This is a genomic window from Vibrio quintilis (genome assembly GCF_024529975.1).
Classification (GTDB): domain Bacteria; phylum Pseudomonadota; class Gammaproteobacteria; order Enterobacterales; family Vibrionaceae; genus Vibrio; species Vibrio quintilis.
On record NZ_AP024897.1, the window covers coordinates 1,191,664 to 1,212,686 of the forward strand.

Below are 21,023 nucleotides of genomic sequence, written 5' to 3' on the forward strand. Positions count from 1 at the left end.
TCATTAGCTATATTTTGGAGAGTTACCGGCAAATGGATCCGCTTACATATGTTTACCGACACAATTACCGCCAGACTGACAGCGAGGCTTAAACAGCTCAAATATGCGATGTTCAGTATCAAAATGACGGTAATGTTTTTGTTTATCGTTTTATCTTTACTGATTATTACGGTGTCTTTATCGCTGCAGTATTATTTCAGTCAGCATCTGGCGAAAGAGTCAGCCAATATCCTTTTCAGCAACGCGGCGCAGCGCGTCAGTGACAAAATTTATTCCCTTGATGTTGAAAGCAGTGATCTGGCTTTATTGCTGTCTCAGTACCCGGAAATTGCAGATCAGGATTCGGGGGAAATGATGCGTCCCATTACGGGAGTGATGGTTCAGGCGATGCAGCAAAAACCTTATCTGTATGCCATCTATATCGGTTATGAGGATGGCAATTTTTATGAGCTGATTAATTTAAACAGCAGTGACAATTTGAGGGAAACATTGCAGGCCAGGCCATCAGATCGCTGGCTGATTGTGCATATTCATGCGACGGAAACCGGTCGCTTTCGTGATTTTATTTTTCTCGATACGGCGCTGAAACCGACCCATCAGCGTCGGGAACCCAGTAAATATTTTGCCAATATCCGTCCCTGGTACCGGGATGCGATGACAAGTGACACGATTATTAAGACCGATCCTTATATTTTTCATAACACGCAATCACCGGGAACAACCTATGCCAAACGAATTCCGGGCAGTAAAAACGTGATTGCCGTTGATATCACTCTGGATACGCTGTCGGCATTCCTGAAGAAAAATAACCCGTTAGAGCAGGGGAATGCGTTCATTTTTGACCAGAGCGGGAAAGTGTATGCGCACTCATTTTCTGTTGATATCCGACAGGAGGTAGCATCTGTCTCTCCTCTGGCGCTGACAGAGCAACAGAAACAATATATTGAGCAGGCCGGGACGATCAGAGTATCGAATGAGGAAAACTGGCCGCCGTTTGATTTTTCTTACAGCGGCCATCCACAGGGGTTTTCCATTGATTTGATGAATTTGATTGCCCGTAAGCTGGGACTGAAAATTGAGTATGTGAACGGCTATAGCTGGGATGAGTTGGTTGCGTTATATCAACAGCGCAAGCTGGATGTGTTGCACAGCCTGTTTTATACCGAAGCGCGCGATAGCTGGGGACTGTTTTCTATCCCTTATCTGAAGCTTTCTCCGGTTCTGGTCACACGGGAAGACCGTATTCCGCCGGACAGTCTGGAGCAATTCACTCCGGGGCAGGTGGTGGCGATTCCTGCCGGGTGGGCTTTTGTTCAGCTGGTGAAAGAACATTTTTCCGGGGTGAAGGTGCTGGAAGTCCGGGATTCTCTTGCTGCATTAAAGGCGGTACGTGACGGGCAGGCTGATGCTGCCTTTGGCAATGATCGGGTTGTCCGGTACTTTATAGACCGCTATTCCCTTTCCGGGCTGCGGTTACAGATGGAGCATAGTCCGCAAACCCGGCGGATGGATCAACGGCTGCGATTTCTGGTCCACAGCGATCAGGGCGAGTTGCAAAAGCTTTTGAATCTGGCGATTAACTCTTTGACACCGGAGGAGCTGAACCAGATTGAAAACCGCTGGCTGGGAGACAATGCCTCGGCGAAGCTGCAAAGAGCTATCAGCTCAGGGGTGGTGCCAGCCCCGGCATTTATGCATCTGGCGACAGCCAGTGACACACGGAATGCAATCGCCCATGACATCATGATCGGTGAGCAATCATATACGATATTTGTCCACCGGATACAGTCGCATCTCGGGTCGGTCAGTTTTGCCGGTATGATGGTGCCAACGGCAGTGATGCAAAAGCCCTATATGGAAAAGGTCTATTACTCGTTGCTGATTACACTGGGCTTATTGATGGTCGTGACGCCGGTGCTGTTTTCTTTTGCCAATATGATCGTCACCCCGGTGAATATGCTGGCAGAAGAAAACCAGAAAATTCAGAAACGGCGCTTCAAAGCGGTCAAACATGTGCCCAGTCATATCCGGGAGATTAATGACTTGTCATTGTCTATCCTGTCAATGGCTGATTCGATTGAGGATTATCAGCGTAATCAGCAGGAACTGGTGGACTCTTTTATTCAGTTAATCGCGCAGGCGATTGATGAAAAATCGCCTTATACCGGCGGGCATTGTGCCCGGGTTCCTGAACTGGCAATCATGCTGGCTGAAGCGGCTGAGAAAAGTGATTTACCGGCATTCCGGAGTTTTAAATTAACCACGGAAGAGCAATGGCGGGAGTTCCGGGTCGCGGCCTGGTTGCATGATTGCGGAAAAGTGACCACGCCGGAATATATCATTGATAAAGGCAGTAAACTGGAAACGATTTACAACCGGATTCATGAAATCCGGATGCGCTTTGAAGTGTTGTGGCGTGATGCCGAAATTGAGCACTGGCAGCGGATGGCGGCCGGGCAGTCTGAAGAAGCATCCAAAGCTGTTTTGATCGCACGTCATCAGCAGATCCGGGATGATTTTGCGTTTATCGCCCAATGCAATGTGGGGTCGGATAACATGGGTGAGAAAGATGTGCTCCGGATTCAGCATATTGCCCGGCAGGTCTGGATGCGTCACCTGGATAACCGCCTTGGTTTATCGCCGGAGGAAGCCAGACAGATTGTGGTAACGGAAGAACAGCCACTCCCGGTCCGGGAGTTTTTGCTGGCAGATTCCCCGGAACATCTGATTCCCTGGGCTATTTCTCCCCGTGACCGGGTGGCGGAAGATATCCGGATGGAAATTCCTGAATATCAGGCCAATCTCGGTGAAATCTATAACCTCAGTGTTCGCAGAGGCACATTAACCCACGAAGATCGTTTCCGTATCAATGAACATATCATTGCCACCATCCATATGCTGGATGCATTGCCTTTCCCTGATGAGTTGTCACGGGTACCGGAAATTGCCGGCGGGCATCACGAAAAGCTCGATGGCACCGGATATCCCAAGCAATTAACCGCAGATGAATTATCGATGGAAGCCCGGATTCTGGCGATAGCAGATGTGTTTGAAGCCCTGACCGCATCAGACCGGCCCTATAAAAACATGAAAACACTGAGTAAAGCGATTGGCATTATGGCGAAGATGGTGCAGGACAATCATCTGGATGGCGATTTGTTCAAACTGTTTTTGTCCGGCCGGGTGTATGCCCGGTATGCCGAACGTTTTCTCGAAGCATCGCAGTGCGATGAGGTGGATATCTACCAGTATTTAGGCATTGTTGAGCGCTGGGGAAAACAGCCCGCCGGCAAAGAACAGCCTCAGGATACCGGGGGAGCAGAAAAATAAGCCGGCTGGTGTAAGAAATTCAGTGACTGTTTCGTCAAAATCTCAGGGTCTGTTGAATTTTAGTGTCACAGACCCTGAATAACGGTTCCTGATTACGGCTTACTCAGCCTGAGGGTCAAAAATGGCGCATCATATTCAGGAACGTTGATCAGGTGCGTAATATGGAGAGATTCAGTGATGTTTACCAGCATAAAGAGCCGGTTACGGGTCAGCTACTTTGTTTTATTAACTTTCCTTGTGGTCATCGCGGGGTTATCGGTTTCCCGGTTAAATTCATTGTCTGCTGATCTGGGCAATATTGTTCAGGAAAAAGCCGCACTGGTGGGATTGAGTGGTGAACTGAATATTCAGGCAGAAAGTCTGGCCAGCCGGTTACTGCTGTTGTTCGTACTGGAAGATCGCGGGCAGCGGGTGGAGATTTATCAAGAAATTGACCAGCGCAATGCCCGGATGGATGCCATTTTGCAGGAGATGGAGGCACTGACTTCTGAGCCCCGGTCTCAGCAGATACTCAACACGCTGATGCAGCAAAAAGTGCGTTACCAGAAAGCGTTGCAGGCCACGGTTGAAGCGATTGAGTTCGGTGAACAGTCCGAAGCAAAAAATCAGATGGCCGGACCAACCAGACAGGCGTTGCAACAGTTTCTGGCGGATACGGATTTGCTGGCCGGGGAGCAACGGCAGATGATGGAGGAGAATCAGCGCAGTGTGCTGGCGCAGACTAAAGTGGACACCTGGTTACTGCTCTCTGTCAGCGGGCTGGCCATTATGGCCGGATTAGTGATGTCATTTTTTATTATCCGCAGTATTGTCGCACCACTGAATCAGGTTATGGCACTGTTAGATCAGGTCGCAGGCGGGGATCTCAGCCGGGCGCAGGATATCCGGGCGCAGGGTGAGTTCGCTATGTTAGCCGGCCGGGTCGAGCGGATGCGACAGGGGCTGGTTGAAGTGATCAGCCGGATTGATCAGAGTGCGCACACGGTTGTCGCATCGACGAAGACAATGTCGCAGTCGATTGCACAGGTTCATCAAAGCTCTGATAAACAGGACCGGATGGCCAGTGATATTGAAACAGCTGTGGCAGGGCTCAGTCAGGATACGCAGAGTATGGCGTCTCATGTCTCGGTTTCTCACCATCAGGCTCAAACCGCCCATGAACTGGCGAAAAACGGTGTTGAGGTCATTTCAGCCACGGTCGGAAATATGACCGGCGTAGCCCGTTATATTGATGAGACCTCTCATGCCGTTGGTCAGTTAAATGAGAGTACTTCAGCGGTAACGTCGCTGGTGGACAGTATCCGTGAAATTGCCGATCAAACCAATCTGCTGGCACTGAATGCATCGATTGAAGCGGCCCGGGCCGGAGAGAGCGGCAAAGGGTTTGCGGTGGTGGCCGATGAGGTACGGAATCTGGCCGGTAATACGGCGAAAGTGACGGAGTCGATTGATCAGGTGATTACGACCATCAGTGAACTTGCCATCCGGATTTCCGGAGAAATGCAAACCGGACAGGAGAAAATGCGTCAGGGTGTCGCGCAAATTGAAAGTGTCGTGGAACCTTTGAGTCAGCTTGAACAGGATTCAGCCCGTTCTCTGGAAAGCCTGAATCATCTCAACCAGCTGGCACAGAATCAGGCGGCGGAGACGACCCGGATGACCGGCCATATTCAGGATATCGTGTCTGAAACTCAGGGCAATAACCGGGTCGCCCGGGAATTGTCTGAATTAGGCGCTACCCTTTCCGGGGCTGCGCAGGCAACGCACACTGCGACGTCGACATTCCGGCTGCCTGCCTGAGAGGCCTGCCCGCAGGAACCGCTCCTGATTGATAAACTGGATAATCATTCAATAGAGGCTAGAGTAATGTTATGGCGGTAAATAATTTGCGGAATGAATGAACTTAATCCTGAGGAGTCAGTGACCGGGCCGTAATGATAAGGATTGATTATGTATCAAAAGTATCTGTTTCGTTGGATTCAGACAATTATACAGAATGCTTTGATTTTTATAATCTTATTTTGGGGGATTTCTCAGGCAGGGAGTGCGGTTGAGTCATCCGGGGAAATCCGCTTCAGTCAGCTGTCTGCTGCTGATGGATTACCTTCCAATGTGATTTACGATGGTCTGCAGGATAGCCGGGGGTTTATCTGGATTTCCGGTTCTGCCGGCCTGATTCGTTATAGTCCGCACGAGGTCCGGGTTTTTTCCCGCGATATTGAGGATAAAACCAGCCTGATCAGCAATAGTATTAACGTCCTGTTTGAAGATACACAAGGACATCTCTGGATTGGCACCAAGGCTGGATTAGCCCGTTTTGACAGGCATTCAGAGACATTCGAACGTTTCATACATGAGCCCGGCCAGCCCGGCTCCCTTTCTGATAACCATATCCGGTCAATTTTTGAAGATCATGCCGGTGTGCTGTGGATCGGCAGTGAAGGCGGGCTGGACCGGCTGATTCCGGGTGAAAACCGGACATGGACCGTCCAGCGGACCCGCATACTTTCCGGACTGAAAAATATAAACATTAATGCAATTGCGCAGGATAAGACGCAGCATCTCTGGCTGGGAACCGACAATGGCCTGTATCGCTGGAATCCGAAGATAAAAAAGTTACGGCATTTTATCCATCATTCTGAACAGTCAGATTCGTTAAGTGATAATCACATTCAGGTGCTGGCGTATACGTCGTCCGGGCGTTTATGGATTGGTACGCTGAATGGTGGACTGAATCTGTATGTCGAAGCGGATGAGAGCTTTACTCATCTGCGCCATGATGAAAATGATCCGCTGAGTCTGAGCAGCAATGATGTGCAGGATATCTTATGGGATGAGCAGGGCCGGCTTTGGGTGGCGACAACCGGTGGTATCGATTTGGTGCAGGGGCAGAAAGTAACCCGGCATCTGCTGCGTCAGACCGGGGTGAGTCATAGTGATGATGTTGCTTTTATCACCAGTGTGTGGGCGGACAGACACGAGCGAATCTGGTTTGGTACGCTTGGCGCTGGTATTTATATTCAGGATCCTAATTTAAAACGGTTTAAAAATTATCTTTACCGGCATGATGGCCATGGTATTTCAGCCCGGCATATTCGTGGCATGGCGGAAGACGCCCGGGGAAATATCTGGTTTGGTACCCACTCAGACGGGTTATTTCAGTTTGATCCGGTGGCAGAAAAGGTGACGGTTTACAAATCAGTTGCAGGTGATCACAACAGTCTGTCAAGCAACCGGGTTGCGGCGGTGATTGAAGGGGATGATGGGATGATCTGGATTGGTACCGGCGGCGGCGGGCTCAATAAATTCGACCCGGAAACCAAACGTTTTACCCGCTATGTTTATGCGGCGGATGAATCACAGAATCCGGCTGCTGCCGACAGCCTGCCTCATAATTTTATTCCCTGGCTTATCAAAGATAAGGGCGGCATTTTGTGGCTGGCTCATTTTGGCGGCGGGCTGACCCGGTTCGACCCGAAAACGGAAACTTTTACCAACTACCGGCATGACCCGGATGACAGCCACTCCATCGGTTTTGACATCCTGACCAGTGTCACCCCATTACATAACGGACAAGTCTGGATTGGTACTTATGGCAAAGGCATCAGTGTTTTTGACCGTCAGACAAAGCAGTTCCGGCATTACCGGCATGATCCTGAAGATCCCGGCTCTCTTTCTGATGATACGGTGCGTCATATTTATGAGGACAGTCGTGGCCGGATCTGGGTGACAACTAATTTCGGACTGAACCGGTATTATCCTGATAAAGATAAGTTCCGGGTTTACACCACGAAAAATGGTTTTCCTGCTAATAATCTGTTAGCCGTGGTGGAAGATAACAGCGGCCAGCTCTGGATCAGCAGTTCCAAGTCGCTGACCCGGTTTAATCCGGATACAGAAGCGATCCGGGTGTATTACCGGGAAGATGGGTTAGGCGTGAATTCATTTTTCTTTTATGCATTTGGCCGGACCCGTGCAGGACAGCTGATGTTTGGCGGAGATAATGGTTTTTCGTTGTTTGATCCGATGCGGATTGAGGATAATCTTCATCCGCCGGAAGTTGTGCTGACCCGGCTGGAGATTTTTAATCAGCCGGCAGAGATTGGCCCGGATCGGCTGTTAAAGCAAAGTATCACGGAGACCCGTTCTCTGAGTCTGCCATATAATCAAAACAGTATCGGTATTTATTTTTCCGGGCTGAACTACACTGCGCCGGATAAAAATACCTATCTGCACAAACTGGAAGGGGTGGATAAAGACTGGGTGAAAACCGGTAGTGACAGGCCATTTGCTCTCTACAATCACCTGTCTCCCGGCCAGTATACGTTTAAGGTCAGGGCGGCTAATAATGACGGGATCCGGAGTAACAAAGAGGTCTCGCTGGCGCTGAACATTCTGCCGCCCTGGTGGCAGACCTGGTGGTTTGGTGTGTTACTGGTGGTGCTGTCCGGTTTTCTGCTCAGAGCCATCATTTTATGGCGTGTCAGACTGATTGCGGAACAGAACCGGTATCTGGAATCTCAGGTTCAGATCAGGACCGAAGAGCTGGAGATGAGTGAAGCCCGGTTCCGGGGGTTATCTGAAGCGACCTTTGAAGGGATTTTTATCCATGAACAGCTCAAAATTCTGGAAGTGAATCAGTATGGCTGTGATCTGTTTGGTTATGACCGGGAAGAGTTACTTGGCCGATCGGGCCGGATTCTCCTGGCGGATGAAACCTTTGAAACTGTCAGGGATAATGTTCGCCGGGGCAATGAGTGCTCTTATGAAGCGATAGGCAAGCGCAGAGATGGTTCGAAGTTTCCGATAGAAATTCATGCCAAGCAGATTCCGTTTCGCAATGACTTTGTCCGGGTGGCGGCGGTCAGGGATATTACCGAACGAAAACAGGTGGAAGCTGAGTTAATCCGGCTGACACTGACCGATCAGCTGACCGGGATCTCCAACCGGAAATATCTGGATACGATGCTGGCAAATGAAATGGAGCGCGCCAAACGCCATCATATTCCTTTTGTGATCATTTTTGTCGATATTGACAGTTTTAAACTGGTCAATGACATTCACGGCCATCTGGTCGGTGATGCGGTATTGCAGGGCGTTTCTGCAAGATTAAAACAGCGTTTGCGTGTCACGGATATTTTGGGACGCTGGGGCGGAGAAGAGTTTATGATTATCTGTCCGGATACGGAGTCTGAGGCTGGCCGGGAGCTGGCTGAAGGGCTGAGGAATATTATCGGTCAGTCAGATTATCCGGGAGCTGGCCGGGTGACAGCCAGTTTCGGGGTGACTCAGTACCGGCCGGATGAGTCAGACGACACACTGATTCAGCGGGCCGATGAGGCGCTGTATCATTCCAAAAGACAGGGCCGGAATTGTGTCACGCTGCGGTAAGCCGGTTTTTGCTTCCGTGGTGTTCTGCTGAAACCCTCATCCGCTTATACCGTCATCCGGAAAAACATGAATTCCCTGCGGGTTGATGCTGACCGCCACCGGGTCACCGACGGTTAGTGGTTCATCAGACGTTGCCACCAGATGATGTCCGCTGACATTAACAATATAGCGGCAGTGATCGCCCATAAACTGTTGTTCGAGTACCCGGGTTTCACTCCGGGAGTCAGCCTTCAGGAGCACATGTTGCGGCCTGAGCAGTAATACACATGCCTGATCTGGATCCCGGTGTGGTGCGTTATCCGGCAGAGAATCAGTCCGGATTCTGCCCAGCGGGGTGTGAAAACTGTGCCGGCCACCGGGACGGGCGGGCAGGTAACTGCCGCCACCGAGAAAATCAGCAACAAACCGGCTGGATGGGTGGTGATAAAGTTCACTGGCCGGGCCAAACTGTTCAATCACCCCCTGATTCATGACCGCCATTTTATCGGCAAAGGCAAATGCTTCCTCACGGCTGTGCGTCACGAAGATCGCCGTCACTCCCTGCTGCTTGAAGATGCTGCGAATTTCACGAATCAATTCATGGCGCACCTGAGTATCAATATTTGAGAAAGGTTCATCCAGCAGTAACAGTTCCGGCTGATAAGCCAGCGAGCGGGCAATAGCGACCCGTTGTTGCTGGCCCCCGGAAAGCTGATGCGGGTAACGCGATTGATAACCGTCTAACCGTACCAGTGACAACATTTCTTCAACACGTTGCTGTTTTTCCCGGCGGGATTGAGAGGGCAGGCCAAAGGCAATATTTTCGCTGACGGTCAGGTGGGGAAACAGTGCATAGTCCTGAAAAATCATGCCGATATGGCGTTGTTCCGGCGCTACCTGACGGCTGCTGTCATCCAGCAGCCGGTCATTCAGGTACAGTTTTCCTGCGTGTAACGGCAGCAGCCCGGCGATGGCTTTCAGCAGGGTGGTTTTGCCACAGCCGCTGGCACCCAGCAGGCAGATAATCTCCCCCCGGGTGACCGATAAGGAAAGGGATTCCAGTATAGTCTGGTCGCCATAGCGGCATGTCAGCTGAGTAATGGTGAGTCGTTTTCCCATCAGTGGGTCTGCTCCAGTGAACGATTGACAATGATTAAAGGAATAAGTCCGGCCAACACCAGCAGGATAGCCGGTAATGCCGCCAGCTCCAGTTGCTCATCAGATGCGAAGTTATAAACGTAGGTAGCAAGGGTTTCAAAGTTAAACGGACGCAGCAAAAGTGCAGCGTTCAGCTCTTTCATTGATTCGAGAAAGACCAGTAAACCGGCCACCAGCAGGCCTTTTCTGATCAGCGGGAAATGCACCCGCCACAGCATCCGGCTGACGTGGCAGCCCATCACACGGGCTGCCATATCCATCGAAGGGGAGATCTTACCCAGACTGCTCTCAACGCTGCCGGTTGCAACAGCAGAGAAGCGGACTACCATGGCAAAAACCAGCGCAAACATTGAGCCGGACAGCAGCAGCCCCGGTGGTTGCCAGTTCAGCAGCCGGGCCATGTCATTGAGCCAGTGATCGATGGTGAGCACCGGCGCCAGCACACCAATTGCCAGTACAGTTCCGGGGACGGCATAACCCAGTGAGGACAGACGCATAAATATCACGGTTCTGCCGCTGCTGATCCGGCAGGAAAAATTAGTCACAACGGCCACCATGGTTGCCAGTATGGCGGCCGGAAAGGAGATTTTCAGGCTGTTCAGGGCGTAGGTTTGAAAAGCCGGCGTCCAGCTTTCCGCAAAGTAATCCCACGTATACAGACCAAGCTGTATCAGCGGCAGTAAAAATCCGGACAGGAGAATCCCCCAGCACCAAATCAGGGACACTATTTTTTTCCAGCCATGTAACGGGTAGCGGATATTTTCGTGAGCAGCATAATGTGTCTGAAACAGTTTTTGTCTGCGGCGGCTGAAACGCTCTCCGCTCAGTAACAGCACCACCGCAATCAGCATGATGGCTGAAATTTTGGCGGCGGCTGTCAGGTTGGCGTAACCGAGCCAGGTGTCATAAACGGCAGTCGTCAGTGTATTGACGGCAAATAAGCTGACGGTGCCGAAGTCTCCCAGTGCTTCCATCGCGGCCAGTGACAGCCCGACAGCGATGGCTGGCCTGGCTAAAGGCAGCGAGATGCGCCAAAAGCTTTTCAGCGGCGAACATCTCAGTAATCTGGCGGACTGGAGCAGGCTGACACTTTGTTCCATGAAAGCAGCCCGTGCCATCAGATAGACATAAGGGTAAAGTACGAGGCTCAGCACAAAGACAGCTCCCGGCAGGGTTCTGATATCCGGAAACCAGTACCCTGAGCCCTGCCAGCCCGTTAGCTTTCTCAGCAGCCGCTGGACCGGACCGGCATAGTCCAGCCAGTCTGTATACACATAGCCGATAATATAGCCGGGCATTGCCAGTGGCAGCACCAGTGCCCATTGCAGGAATTTTTCACCGGGCAGACGACACATTGCCATCAGCCATGCGCAGGGGACACCGAGCAGCAGGGACAGGCACATGACACCGGTCACCAGCAGGAAAGTATTCAGGGCATAAACGGGAAGAACTGTGTCATACAGATGAGAAAACAGATCGCCGGTTTCTCCCTGAGCTGACCAGAAAACAGAGAGGACAGGCGATATCAGCAGCAGTGCTGAGATCGCAGCGCCGATGGTCCATAAATGGTGCGCGCGCATTGCCGGCTGATGATGCGTCAGCCCGTTGAAAGGCCGGCGGCCAGCACCGTTACAGGTCGAATCTGACTTCATCGACCAGTCTGACTGCTGTACTGTGATGTTTGGCTATCTCTTCAAGCCGGATATCATCGGCAGTAAATTCTCCCCATGATTCAACCAGTTCTGAGCGTTTTACATCTGTTTTGACCGGATACTCATAGTTCACTTCGGCATACATTTGCTGTGCTGTGTCTTCGGTCAGAAATTCCATCAGCTTTTGCGCATTTTCCCGGTTTGGCGCATGCTTCGCCATCGCCATGCCGCTGACATTCACATGGGTTCCGGTTGTTCTCTGGTTGGGAAAATTAATGTGAACGGCGTCAGCCCAGGCTTTCTGTTTGTCATCGTTGACCATCTTGCCCAGATAATAGCTGTTGCCGAGAGAGACATCACACAGACCTTCTTTGATTGCTTTCACCTGTGCGCGATCATTGCCCTGTGGTTTGCGGGCCAGGTTTGATTTCACCCCTTTGAGCCAGGCTTTGGTTGCTTTCTCTCCCTTGTGGGCAATCATGGAAGCAATCAGTGAGATGTTATAAGGGTGCTTGCCCGAACGGGTACAGACTTTGCCTTTAAAACGCGGGGTTGCAAGGTGTTTATAGTGAAAGCCTTCCCCCAGTTTTCCCACCCGGTCACGGGATGAATACACATTACGCGTTCTCAGGGTCAGCGCAAACCATTGATGATGACTGTCCCGGAACTGAGCCGGAATATTGGTGGTAATGATGTCACTGTGTACCGGTTGAACGATCTGTTTGCTGACCAGTTCAATTAAGCGGCTGATATCGGTTGCCAGCACCACATCTGCGGGACTGTATTCACCTTCCTGAAGCATCTTTTCCGCCAGTCCTTTTTTGGCAAATTTTACATTGACCTGAATGCCGGTTTGTTCAGTAAATGCTTCAAACATAGGTTCAATCAGAAATGGCTGGCGATACGAATAGACATTGACTTCTTCAGTTGCGATGACTGAGGTACTGATGACCCCGGTCAGAAGTGTGCAAAGAGTCAGAATCATTTTATTCAGAATGGGTTTCAGCAGGTTCAAGATATCCATGGTTGCGCGGTTCCTTTTTACATCTCTTGTAATAATAATTGTTATCATTCACATCAAGCTTAATTGCAATCCATTACATTTTCCAAGCCAATGGTTGTTACATTTTGTATTTGTGATGTAAATTTCAGGATCGCGCAGGGGCACAGGTAAGTCAGCGGACTGCCGGAGGTGGGCCTGCCGAAGCGTGTGATTTTTTGTTGATGAAGCTCTGACTCCTGCATTTTGAGGTTATTTGGGTATATACCCAAATAACCTCAATCACGAATTTTCAGGTCATTTGGGTATAAATAAATATTGTCACTAACATTACAGGAAAGTTTTTTTGTGATTATTTGCTCACATTTGAAATAAAGGAACAATGTTTATAATGGTGGTGTTTATTTATTTTAACGGTTGCAACATTATAAGAGGGCTTGATGTGCTGTTAATTTATATCATATATAATTCAATTTTATATAAAATAATTCACACATAAAGATTCAATCTGATGACAGTATTTTCAGGCTGTCTGTACTTGTCCGTGATAATTATTAAAACCAATATTACTCCTGGTGTTAAATATCTGAATAAGCGTTTTTAAATCTGCTTATTATCCATGGTCTGCCATCGGGGATAGTGATTTCACGCTGTCGGTTAGTCGTTTCATGATTCGGATTGAAAATATATACCCAAACAACCTGCATCTTCAGGTTGCTTGGGTATAAATATTTTTGTATCAGCCAATAATTAAAAAATATATGAAAAACTTAGGATTGAAGAAAACGCTTATTTTGTCAGTTATGATTTTGGTGAGTTTATCCGCATCTCTTTCATGTGCCGTTCTTTATTTTCAGGAAAAGAAAATTTTAACTGAAAGTATTTTAAAGGAAAGTGATACGTATATTTCATCACAGGCAGAAAGTATCCGGGACAGAGTGAAAAGTAAAATAGCCGGGCTTGAAAATATCGCAGAACAATTCAGGCAAACCCCAATTCTGGGAAACGATAGTGAAAGGTTGCAGCGGGTTCAGTCTCTGGCTTATGCCGCTGACAATCAAAGTGCGGTATTTGCCTTTGATAATGGTGAGGCATTCTGGACGCTGGGAGAAAAACTGGCACCGGAAACATGGCCGGGCAATAAGCTCAAAGGGGATGGCAGAAAGCTGAACTGGTATTCAATGGCGCAAAATCAGCCGGGTATTGTGATTACGGAGCCTTATGTTTATCCGGTGACAAATACCTACTGGATTACTTTAGCCCGGCGGATTGCTAACGGCGCTGTTGCTTTTAATATGCAACTCGAATTTTTGAATGGTTTGGTGGAAAAAACAGCCAGCGAGCTTCCGGGAACTGTTGCTTTTATTCTGAATAGTGACTCAACTGTGATTGCATCGTCTGATGCGAGAATTCCTTCCGGTCAGCAGGCATTAAAAATGCGGGCGTTGCAGCAGGTGGCTCAACAGGCGACCGGATTATTGTCCAGCCAGATTGATGCGGTTTATTTTCAATCCGATAAAATGTTTTTTTCCCATCAAATCGCTGTGGGTAATAAGCGCTGGTATTACGTGATGGGGCTGGATCACCACCGGGTATTTTCCAGGCTGGTGACGGCAAGAAATACAGCGATTCTGCTTTCACTGATTGCCGCTATTATTTCCGCATTCATCAGTTATTTTCTGATCCAAAATCTCTATACACCGATTCTTGCTTTAAAAGCAACCATCAGTGAACTTTCCAAAGGAGAGGCCGACCTGACGCAACGGCTGAACGTGACTTCCAAAGATGATTTAGGCCAGATTGCAGACAGTGTGAATCAGTTTATTCAAAACCTCCATGAGATGATGTGCGAGATCCGGGGAGCGGTCTCGACCCTGGAAGGTAGTGTGGAAAAAATCAACCAGCAGTCGGCCCGTAACAGTGATATTTTGCAGGAACACGTTTCTCAGACGGAACAGGTGGTGACTTCGATAGAGGAAATGAGTGCAACTGCCCGTTCTATGGCTGAAGATGCTGCCAATACGGCGAACCTGACGCAGCAGGCTGCGCAGGTTGGCACATCATCGGGGCGGATGGTGCAAAGCTCTCAGGGCACAGTACGTTCGCTGGTGAGTGATGTTGAGCGCTCGGTCTCTGATGTCGGACAAATGGTGAATGAGACCCAAAAAATCACACAGATTCTGACAGAAATCGGTGCGATTGCTGAGCAGACCAATCTGCTGGCACTGAATGCAGCGATTGAGGCGGCGAGAGCCGGAGAACAGGGACGGGGCTTTGCTGTGGTTGCGGATGAGGTCAGAAGTCTGGCGGCCCGGACCAAGCAGAGTACGACGGAAGTTGAAGGTGCCTTAACCAGCATGATGCAAGGGACGGACATGGTGGTCAGCTCCATGGATCGGACGAAATCACGTTGTCAGGAAACCAGTGATGCTTCCGAAGAAGTCTTTGGCAGTCTGGGGGCAATTCATACCCATGTGGAAGATATTAATTCATTAAGTATGCAGATTGCGACTGCGGCGGAAGAGCAAAGTCAGGTGACGGGGGAGTTGAGCGAGAATATGAATATGATCAACAAAATTGTCGTTGAACTTGGGGATAACGGGAAACAGGCCGTGGCAGATTCTGATGAAATCCGGCAAATCAATCAGCAGTTAGCCGCGATTGTGAACCGGTTTAAGCTTTGAAAGGTGGGTACATTCCTGCATTCTCTTTCCTTGAACTGTACCTTTCGGCTGCACGCTGAATCCTGCATCTTCAGGTTGCTTGGGTATATTTGCGCCGGTTCTGTTTGTCTGAGCCGGCGTTTGTTTTCCGGGGTTAACAGAGTCTGAGATCAACAGACCTCAGGCTGTCTTTTTCACTTGTTCAAATTTTTTGAATGTTCAGGTCAAACCGGTCTGGTTTGAACTTCTCATAATTCAACCTAATCTTACAGTCAGAACACGCAGGATAAGACATCCTGAATCATCAATGTATACCCAAATAACCTCAGGTTGCTTAGGTATATATTCAAAATTATTGAAGGAAATCATCATGAAAGCGCTCATCAAAAAACTGACTGAATCCCATGCAGGTTACAGCACGCTGGTATTACGTATTCCGGTTGGCCTCATACTGATGGCTCACGGTTCACAAAAACTGTTTGGTGCGTTCGGCGGCTATGGGCTGGAAGGCACAGGTCAGTGGATGGCTTCGATTGGTTTGGGGCCGGGTTTGCTGATGGCGTTTTTAGCCGGTAGTGCGGAGTTCTTTGGCGGGCTGGCAATCCTGGCCGGTCTGTTGACCCGCCCGGCCGCTGCCGTTGTCGCGTTTACTATGATTGTCGCGATTGTATCGGTTCACCTGCCGCACGGTCTGTTTATGGCAAATAATGGTTATGAATATGCGCTGTCATTGTTGGCGGTCTGTATTTCACTGCTGTTTTCCGGTGCGGGTAAATTCAGTCTTGATGCGGCGATTTCGCAAAAAATTTCCTGATTTCTGTTTGTCCGGAGGAACAGCATATGATCACAGTACGACATTCACAGGACCGCGGCCGGGCCAGCTTCGGCTGGCTTGACAGCCGGCATACGTTCTCTTTCGGCAATTACTATGATCCGCAGCATATGGGATTTTCAGCGTTGAGGGTGATCAATGACGACAGGGTGAAACCTGCCGCCGGGTTTGATACCCACGGTCATCGTGATATGGAAATTATCAGCTATGTGCTTGAAGGGCAGATTGCGCATAAGGACAGTGAAGGCAATGTGCAGGTGCTGCCCGCCGGAGAGTTTCAACTGATGTCAGCAGGTACGGGTATTTTCCACAGTGAATATAATGCTTCGGATTCTGAAGAGCTGCACTTTCTGCAAATCTGGATTCAGCCCGATATACAGGGGGTTGCGCCCGGTTATCAGCAAAAAGATTTTGGCCGTGCTGCCGGTCTGACGCCGATCGCGACACCCGATGGAGAAAACGGAACGTTGCGTATCCGGCAGGATGCAGCTTTGTCTCAGCTGATTCTTGAGCCAGGCGCAGAACTTGAGGTCAGCATACCTGCCGGCCGGAAGCTGTACCTTCATCAGATCAAGGGCCGGTTGCTGGCGGATACAACCACGCTGACTCCCGGTGATGGTGCCAAAGTGGAAAATCAGCCGCAATTGGCGCTGAGCAATCCGGGCAGTGAGCCACTGACCGCGCTGGTGTTTGATTTACCCTGATGTTGTCACGTATTGCTCCGCAGAATACTGTTCCTTTCAGTCACCGGCAGGATGCCGGTGTACCGTCATTTCCTGATCAGCAGTGTGTGGTGTTCGTGGATGGCATGTGTGGTGCCTGTTCAGCAATGGCAAGATGGATAGCCGCCCGTGACCGCGGGCAGGAATTTCTGATTTGTCCGGTGCAGTCCGGGCTTGGCAGGTGTGTTTTAAACCATTATGGCATTGACGCTGATGCGCCTGACAGCTGGTTGTATCTTGAACAGGGAAATGCCTATACCGGGTTGGATGCGTTGATCAAAATTACGGCCAGAATTGGCGGGGTGTATCAGATCATGTCTCTGTTCTGCCTGCTTCCTGTAACTCTCCGCAAACAGATTTATCAGTGGATTGCCCGCAACCGGTATCGATTTTTTGGCCGGAAAAATATTTGTACCATGCCTGATGCAGCATTGAAAATCCGTCTTCTGGATGTGGATGATTTCTCCGGTTAATTGCCTTCACAGGTTTAGTTGAGAGTTTGATGCAGCGCAGCATTTTCTCCGGGCACTACCGTTGCCGTTGCGCCATTGATTAATGTCAGATTTGGTGGTTGGTGACCAATATCCAGATCGATCATGACCGGAATCCCCAAATCAGTCAGATAGTGGCTGAGCACTTCATGGTAATGAAGGCTTTGCGCGCTTTGTGGATCGACAGCAGCGCTGCGGCCGAGCAACAGTCCGTTAATCTCTGAAAATACGCCCCGGAATTTCATCCCGTGAATAGCCCGCACCAGAGCCGGGGGAGACATTTCTGCATTTTCCAGATACAGAAGGATGCCTTGAGGATAGCTTTGTGTCAGCGCTTTCAGATCGAGATAGGGAGTATTCAGCAAATGAATCATGGTATCCCAGCACCCGCCAATCAACCTGCCGTGAACTGAAGTGCCCGTTTGCGGACTGACCAGCCATTTCCAGCAGGTCGGTCTGTTTGATACAAATCCGGCTGTGGGGTTAGTGACAAAATCCGGCCAGCTGTCTGCGTATGAAGTGGTTGCTGTCTGGGTAAAAGATCCGCCGGCCGGGGTTGCCAGATGTTTGAGAGTCTCCCGGGTTAACGGGTCTGTGGCTTCAGGGGTGAGATCCATCAGGTTTGCGCAGTGTGCGGTCACCCATCTGAGCTTCGAAGTCAGGACCGCAGTAATCGTACTGACATCGGAAAATCCCAGAATCCATTTTGGCCTGACAGTCTGAAGACGTTCAAAATCAAGTAATGGCAGCAGTTCAATCGCTATTTCTCCCCCCCAGGGTGGGCAGATGGCGTCAATGTTGTCATCCAGCAGAAAAGACATCAGTTCATCTGCCCGTTGCCGGGCCGGGGCACTGACATGCTTTGCCTGTCCGTACAGGCATTCACCGATAATCACATTGAATCCGGCGGACAGCAGATGTTCCCGGACCACATGAAAACGAGCCTGATGCTCTGTGGCAACTCCGGCCGAAAATGCAGTAATTGCGATGGTACTGCCGTGCTGTAATGGTTTGGGATATCTCATCTGTTTCCTCCGGCTGATGTCATTGACCGCTCTCAAATGAAGTGAAGCGAGATTCACCTGTTATACCATGTTGTATAATAAGGTGTGAATATCATGTCATGATTTGCGGTGTTAAGTTCAGCGACATCTGATACCATCGACATTTTTATTACCGGTATTTTTGCCTGTGGTGCTATTCAATCAGTACGATGACACCCGTGGTACGATGACGGACGGCACCTCGTGCACCTGATTTGACACGATCTGAGGACATTATTTGTGAGTCAAGAGCAACCGAACAATCCTTTACATGGTTTAACCCTGGAAAAAATTCTTACCCGGTTGGTTGAGTATTACGACTGGGATGGGTTATATGATGCGATCAATGTGAATTGTTTTTACAATAATCCCTCCATTAAGTCGTCATTGAAATTTCTGCGCCGGACGCCGTGGGCCAGAGATAAGGTGGAAGCTTTGTATCTGCGGACATTTGTTTAATTCGGCGTTTCTGAACATCAATTCAGGATAAACAAAAGGTTCAGCCTGAGTGCTGACCCTTTGCAGATAGGTACTTATCCTTTACAAATATACCCAGGCAACCTGAATCCTGCTTCTTCAGATTGTTTGGGTATATACAGTAAACAGCGGTTTTTTTCATGCTGAATCATGTGTTTTGGGGCTGTTTGGCTATACCATCATGATGAAAACATCCCTCGATCATCTCCCCGATGAATGATAAATTTCACCGCCGAAGTTTCTGTCATATGTTTTTCAACACGTTTGTTATCGGATCTGAGTGATATGAGTCAAAAAAGAAAACCAGTGAAGCCTTCTGTGGCCGGATCATCATCCGCTGATGTCAGTATTGTGCGGGTCCATGCTCCGAAGGGACTGCATCCGCGTAACAAACATCAGGGACGTTATGATTTCCCTGAACTGGTCAGAGCGTTGCCTGATCTGAAAAGGCATATCACGACGAATCCAAGGGGGGAACAGACGATCAATTTTTCTGACCCGCTGGCGGTGAAGCTGCTGAATAAAGCGTTGCTCCACCGGTATTATCAGGTCACCAGCTGGGATATTCCCCAGGGTTATCTTTGCCCGCCGATTCCCGGGCGTGCGGATTATATTCACCGGGCAGCAGAGTTACTGAGCAAAGAGGCGAAGAACTTTGAGCAGTCTCAGGTCCGGGCGCTGGATATTGGGGTCGGGGCTAACTGTATTTATCCGGTGATTGGTGTGTGTGATTATGGCTGGCACTACACCGCCAGCGATGTGGATCCGGCCTCAGTGAAAAATGCCAGCCGGATTGCTGACAGCAATGCTGTGCTTCAGGGCAGGATTGAATGCCGGTTACAGAAAAACAGCCGTCATATTTTCAAAGGCATCATTCAGCCGGATGAATATTATCATGTCACCACCTGTAATCCGCCGTTTCACAAGTCTTTGCAGGAAGCAATGCAGGGCACACAGAGAAAACTGAACAATCTGAACCTGAACCGGGCTAAACGTGGCAATGCCGGAGGAAAGAAGGAAAAGCAACATCAGCAAACGCTGAATTTTGGTGGTCAGAAAGCGGAATTGTGGTGTCCGGGCGGTGAAGCGGCTTTTATTAAAAATATGGCGCTGGAAAGCCGTGAGTTTGCCGGGCAGGTGCTGTGGTTTACCACGCTGATCTCAAAAAAAGACAATGTACGCTGGATGCAGAAACAGTTGAAAAAGGCTGGTGCACTGGAAATACAGCTCGTTGAGATGAGTCAGGGCCAGAAAAACAGCCGGTTTATTGCCTGGACATTTCAGACCGCAGCACAGCGCCGGCAGTGGATGGCGGAAAAGCGAAAAATTGTGGAATGATTGGGGGTCAGTTCAGGTTTACTGCGCGCCTGCCTGATATGTTTTTATTGTCCGGCCAAAACCTGCTTCATTTTCAGCTGTTGTTCAATCCGGGTGACAACATCTTCTGATTTGTGCGGCAATATTTCTGGCCTTAGTCCAATCATCTGAACATGGCTGTGATAGCTCTGGCAGTAAAACATACCAGGTGACATCTTTAGCAGATAGCCGCCAATTTTCTGAAATAAGGCGGCGCCCCCTTTATCGGTTCGGGCAAACGTAATCCCCTCCGCCTGATGAAGAATCCGGGAGAGTGCATTGATGCCAAGGCTTAACAGGGCGCCGCCGCCGAGTTTACGTCCGGCATGTTTCACCGACATGCCGCCAATATAAGCGAGCGGTTTTTTCCTGTGGCGAAGTGATTGGAGATGTGACTGAATTGTATGCAGATGACTCAGGTAAAGTTCCTGGTGGGGAAAGGTGACACCGCCAAATTCAATCATATCTTCAGCCGATGGAAACTCATCAGTCGGCTGAAAGAAAAACATCCGCACACAGCCAAGCACCTCGCCTGAACTTTGTTTCCTGCCGATCAAATGCCAGGCATCCATATCCTGTTGCAGATACGATGTCTTTTCCTCTGCTTGTGAAATCATGCCTTCTTCCTGGTACACCTGCTGCCGGAGCTGGCGGATTGTTGTGATCAGTTGATCATATTTTCCTGAATGAACCGCTGTATGCGTAAAAAACTGAGCGGCTTTGTCAGCGGAAGGGGCCAAAAGCTGTAATTCAAAATCCCGTTTACTCATCATTATTCATACCTGTTTTCTGAATGTATTAAAGAAATAAGTCAGTATGAATATGTAATTAATTGAATGCAAATGGGTTTATATTCAAAATTCCTGAACACGGATGATACGAAATAAGGACAGGTGTCGTTATTGGGATTTTGTTTATGGCTCATCAAC

General features: G+C 49.4%; 14 protein-coding genes. 9 read left to right on the forward strand and 5 right to left on the reverse strand.

What is annotated here, in order from left to right:
* The first annotated feature begins 48 nt into the window (after positions 1-48).
* The 3 genes from OC443_RS05705 (at position 49) to OC443_RS05715 (ending at position 8,721) form a co-directional block, all read left to right on the forward strand.
* Positions 49-3,330 carry an HD domain-containing phosphohydrolase gene (locus OC443_RS05705; RefSeq protein ID WP_073582674.1) on the forward strand — a complete coding sequence of 1,094 codons (3,282 nt, stop codon included), beginning with the start codon at positions 49-51 and terminating at the stop codon, positions 3,328-3,330.
* Between the two features lie 177 nt (positions 3,331-3,507).
* On the forward strand, positions 3,508-5,130 hold the full coding sequence (locus OC443_RS05710; RefSeq protein ID WP_073582676.1) for a methyl-accepting chemotaxis protein: 1,623 nt from the start codon (positions 3,508-3,510) through the stop codon (positions 5,128-5,130).
* Positions 5,131-5,280: 150 nt separating this feature from the next.
* Positions 5,281-8,721 carry a two-component regulator propeller domain-containing protein gene (locus OC443_RS05715; protein WP_073582678.1) on the forward strand — a complete coding sequence of 1,147 codons (3,441 nt, stop codon included), beginning with the start codon at positions 5,281-5,283 and terminating at the stop codon, positions 8,719-8,721.
* A gap of 36 nt (positions 8,722-8,757) precedes the next feature.
* Here the strand turns inward: OC443_RS05715 and OC443_RS05720 are convergent, their stop codons facing one another.
* Genes OC443_RS05720 through OC443_RS05730 form a run of 3 tightly spaced genes read right to left on the reverse strand, consistent with a single transcriptional unit; the run spans position 8,758 to position 12,495 of the window.
* Complete coding sequence (locus OC443_RS05720; RefSeq protein ID WP_073582680.1) at positions 8,758-9,819, reverse strand: ABC transporter ATP-binding protein; 1,062 nt, start codon at positions 9,817-9,819, stop codon at positions 8,758-8,760.
* Positions 9,819-11,438 carry an ABC transporter permease gene (locus OC443_RS05725; protein WP_073582772.1) on the reverse strand — a complete coding sequence of 540 codons (1,620 nt, stop codon included), beginning with the start codon at positions 11,436-11,438 and terminating at the stop codon, positions 9,819-9,821. The genes OC443_RS05720 and OC443_RS05725 overlap by 1 nt, the downstream gene beginning before the upstream one ends.
* Positions 11,439-11,487: 49 nt before the next feature.
* On the reverse strand, positions 11,488-12,495 hold the full coding sequence (locus tag OC443_RS05730; RefSeq protein ID WP_143169308.1) for a Fe(3+) ABC transporter substrate-binding protein: 1,008 nt from the start codon (positions 12,493-12,495) through the stop codon (positions 11,488-11,490).
* Positions 12,496-13,313: 818 nt separating this feature from the next.
* On the opposite strand from OC443_RS05730, the gene OC443_RS05735 reads away from it, so the two are divergent.
* The 4 genes from OC443_RS05735 (at position 13,314) to OC443_RS05750 (ending at position 17,200) form a co-directional block, all read left to right on the forward strand.
* Entirely contained in the window at positions 13,314-15,194 is a 1,881-nt protein-coding gene (locus OC443_RS05735) for a methyl-accepting chemotaxis protein (protein ID WP_234976376.1), read from the forward strand.
* 349 nt (positions 15,195-15,543) lie between these two features.
* Positions 15,544-15,987 (forward strand): DoxX family protein, encoded by a 444-nt coding sequence (locus OC443_RS05740; protein ID WP_073582684.1) that lies wholly within the window; start codon positions 15,544-15,546, stop codon positions 15,985-15,987.
* A gap of 26 nt (positions 15,988-16,013) precedes the next feature.
* Entirely contained in the window at positions 16,014-16,709 is a 696-nt protein-coding gene (locus OC443_RS05745) for a pirin family protein (RefSeq protein WP_073582686.1), read from the forward strand.
* On the forward strand, positions 16,709-17,200 hold the full coding sequence (locus tag OC443_RS05750) for a thiol-disulfide oxidoreductase DCC family protein (RefSeq protein WP_073582688.1): 492 nt from the start codon (positions 16,709-16,711) through the stop codon (positions 17,198-17,200). Before OC443_RS05745 ends, OC443_RS05750 begins: the two co-directional genes overlap by 1 nt.
* Positions 17,201-17,214: 14 nt before the next feature.
* Here the strand turns inward: OC443_RS05750 and OC443_RS05755 are convergent, their stop codons facing one another.
* Positions 17,215-18,243, reverse strand: coding sequence for a S66 family peptidase (locus OC443_RS05755; RefSeq protein ID WP_073582690.1), 1,029 nt, complete (start codon positions 18,241-18,243; stop codon positions 17,215-17,217).
* Between the two features lie 258 nt (positions 18,244-18,501).
* On the opposite strand from OC443_RS05755, the gene OC443_RS05760 reads away from it, so the two are divergent.
* A complete protein-coding gene (locus OC443_RS05760) occupies positions 18,502-18,720 on the forward strand; it encodes a VF530 family protein (protein WP_073582692.1) in 219 nt (72 codons plus the stop codon).
* 303 nt (positions 18,721-19,023) lie between these two features.
* On the forward strand, positions 19,024-20,076 hold the full coding sequence (gene rlmF, locus OC443_RS05765) for a 23S rRNA (adenine(1618)-N(6))-methyltransferase RlmF (RefSeq protein WP_073582776.1): 1,053 nt from the start codon (positions 19,024-19,026) through the stop codon (positions 20,074-20,076).
* A 44-nt stretch (positions 20,077-20,120) separates the two neighbouring features.
* On the opposite strand, the gene OC443_RS05770 is transcribed toward rlmF, so the two are convergent.
* Complete coding sequence (locus OC443_RS05770) at positions 20,121-20,867, reverse strand: lysophospholipid acyltransferase family protein (RefSeq protein WP_073582694.1); 747 nt, start codon at positions 20,865-20,867, stop codon at positions 20,121-20,123.
* Positions 20,868-21,023 lie beyond the last annotated feature (156 nt).

Coding starts and splice junctions, on each gene's coding strand:
- OC443_RS05730 (WP_143169308.1), bottom strand. CDS start 12,495: ATGATTCTGACTCTTTGCACACTTCTGACCGGGGTCATCAGTACCTCA.
- OC443_RS05710 (WP_073582676.1), top strand. CDS start 3,508: ATGTTTACCAGCATAAAGAGCCGGTTACGGGTCAGCTACTTTGTTTTA.
- OC443_RS05745 (WP_073582686.1), top strand. CDS start 16,014: ATGATCACAGTACGACATTCACAGGACCGCGGCCGGGCCAGCTTCGGC.
- OC443_RS05720 (WP_073582680.1), bottom strand. CDS start 9,819: ATGGGAAAACGACTCACCATTACTCAGCTGACATGCCGCTATGGCGAC.
- OC443_RS05735 (WP_234976376.1), top strand. CDS start 13,314: ATGATTTTGGTGAGTTTATCCGCATCTCTTTCATGTGCCGTTCTTTAT.
- rlmF (WP_073582776.1), top strand. CDS start 19,024: ATGAGTCAAAAAAGAAAACCAGTGAAGCCTTCTGTGGCCGGATCATCA.
- OC443_RS05770 (WP_073582694.1), bottom strand. CDS start 20,867: ATGATGAGTAAACGGGATTTTGAATTACAGCTTTTGGCCCCTTCCGCT.
- OC443_RS05705 (WP_073582674.1), top strand. CDS start 49: ATGTTTACCGACACAATTACCGCCAGACTGACAGCGAGGCTTAAACAG.
- OC443_RS05740 (WP_073582684.1), top strand. CDS start 15,544: ATGAAAGCGCTCATCAAAAAACTGACTGAATCCCATGCAGGTTACAGC.
- OC443_RS05725 (WP_073582772.1), bottom strand. CDS start 11,438: ATGCGCGCGCACCATTTATGGACCATCGGCGCTGCGATCTCAGCACTG.
- OC443_RS05750 (WP_073582688.1), top strand. CDS start 16,709: ATGTTGTCACGTATTGCTCCGCAGAATACTGTTCCTTTCAGTCACCGG.
- OC443_RS05715 (WP_073582678.1), top strand. CDS start 5,281: ATGTATCAAAAGTATCTGTTTCGTTGGATTCAGACAATTATACAGAAT.
- OC443_RS05755 (WP_073582690.1), bottom strand. CDS start 18,243: ATGAGATATCCCAAACCATTACAGCACGGCAGTACCATCGCAATTACT.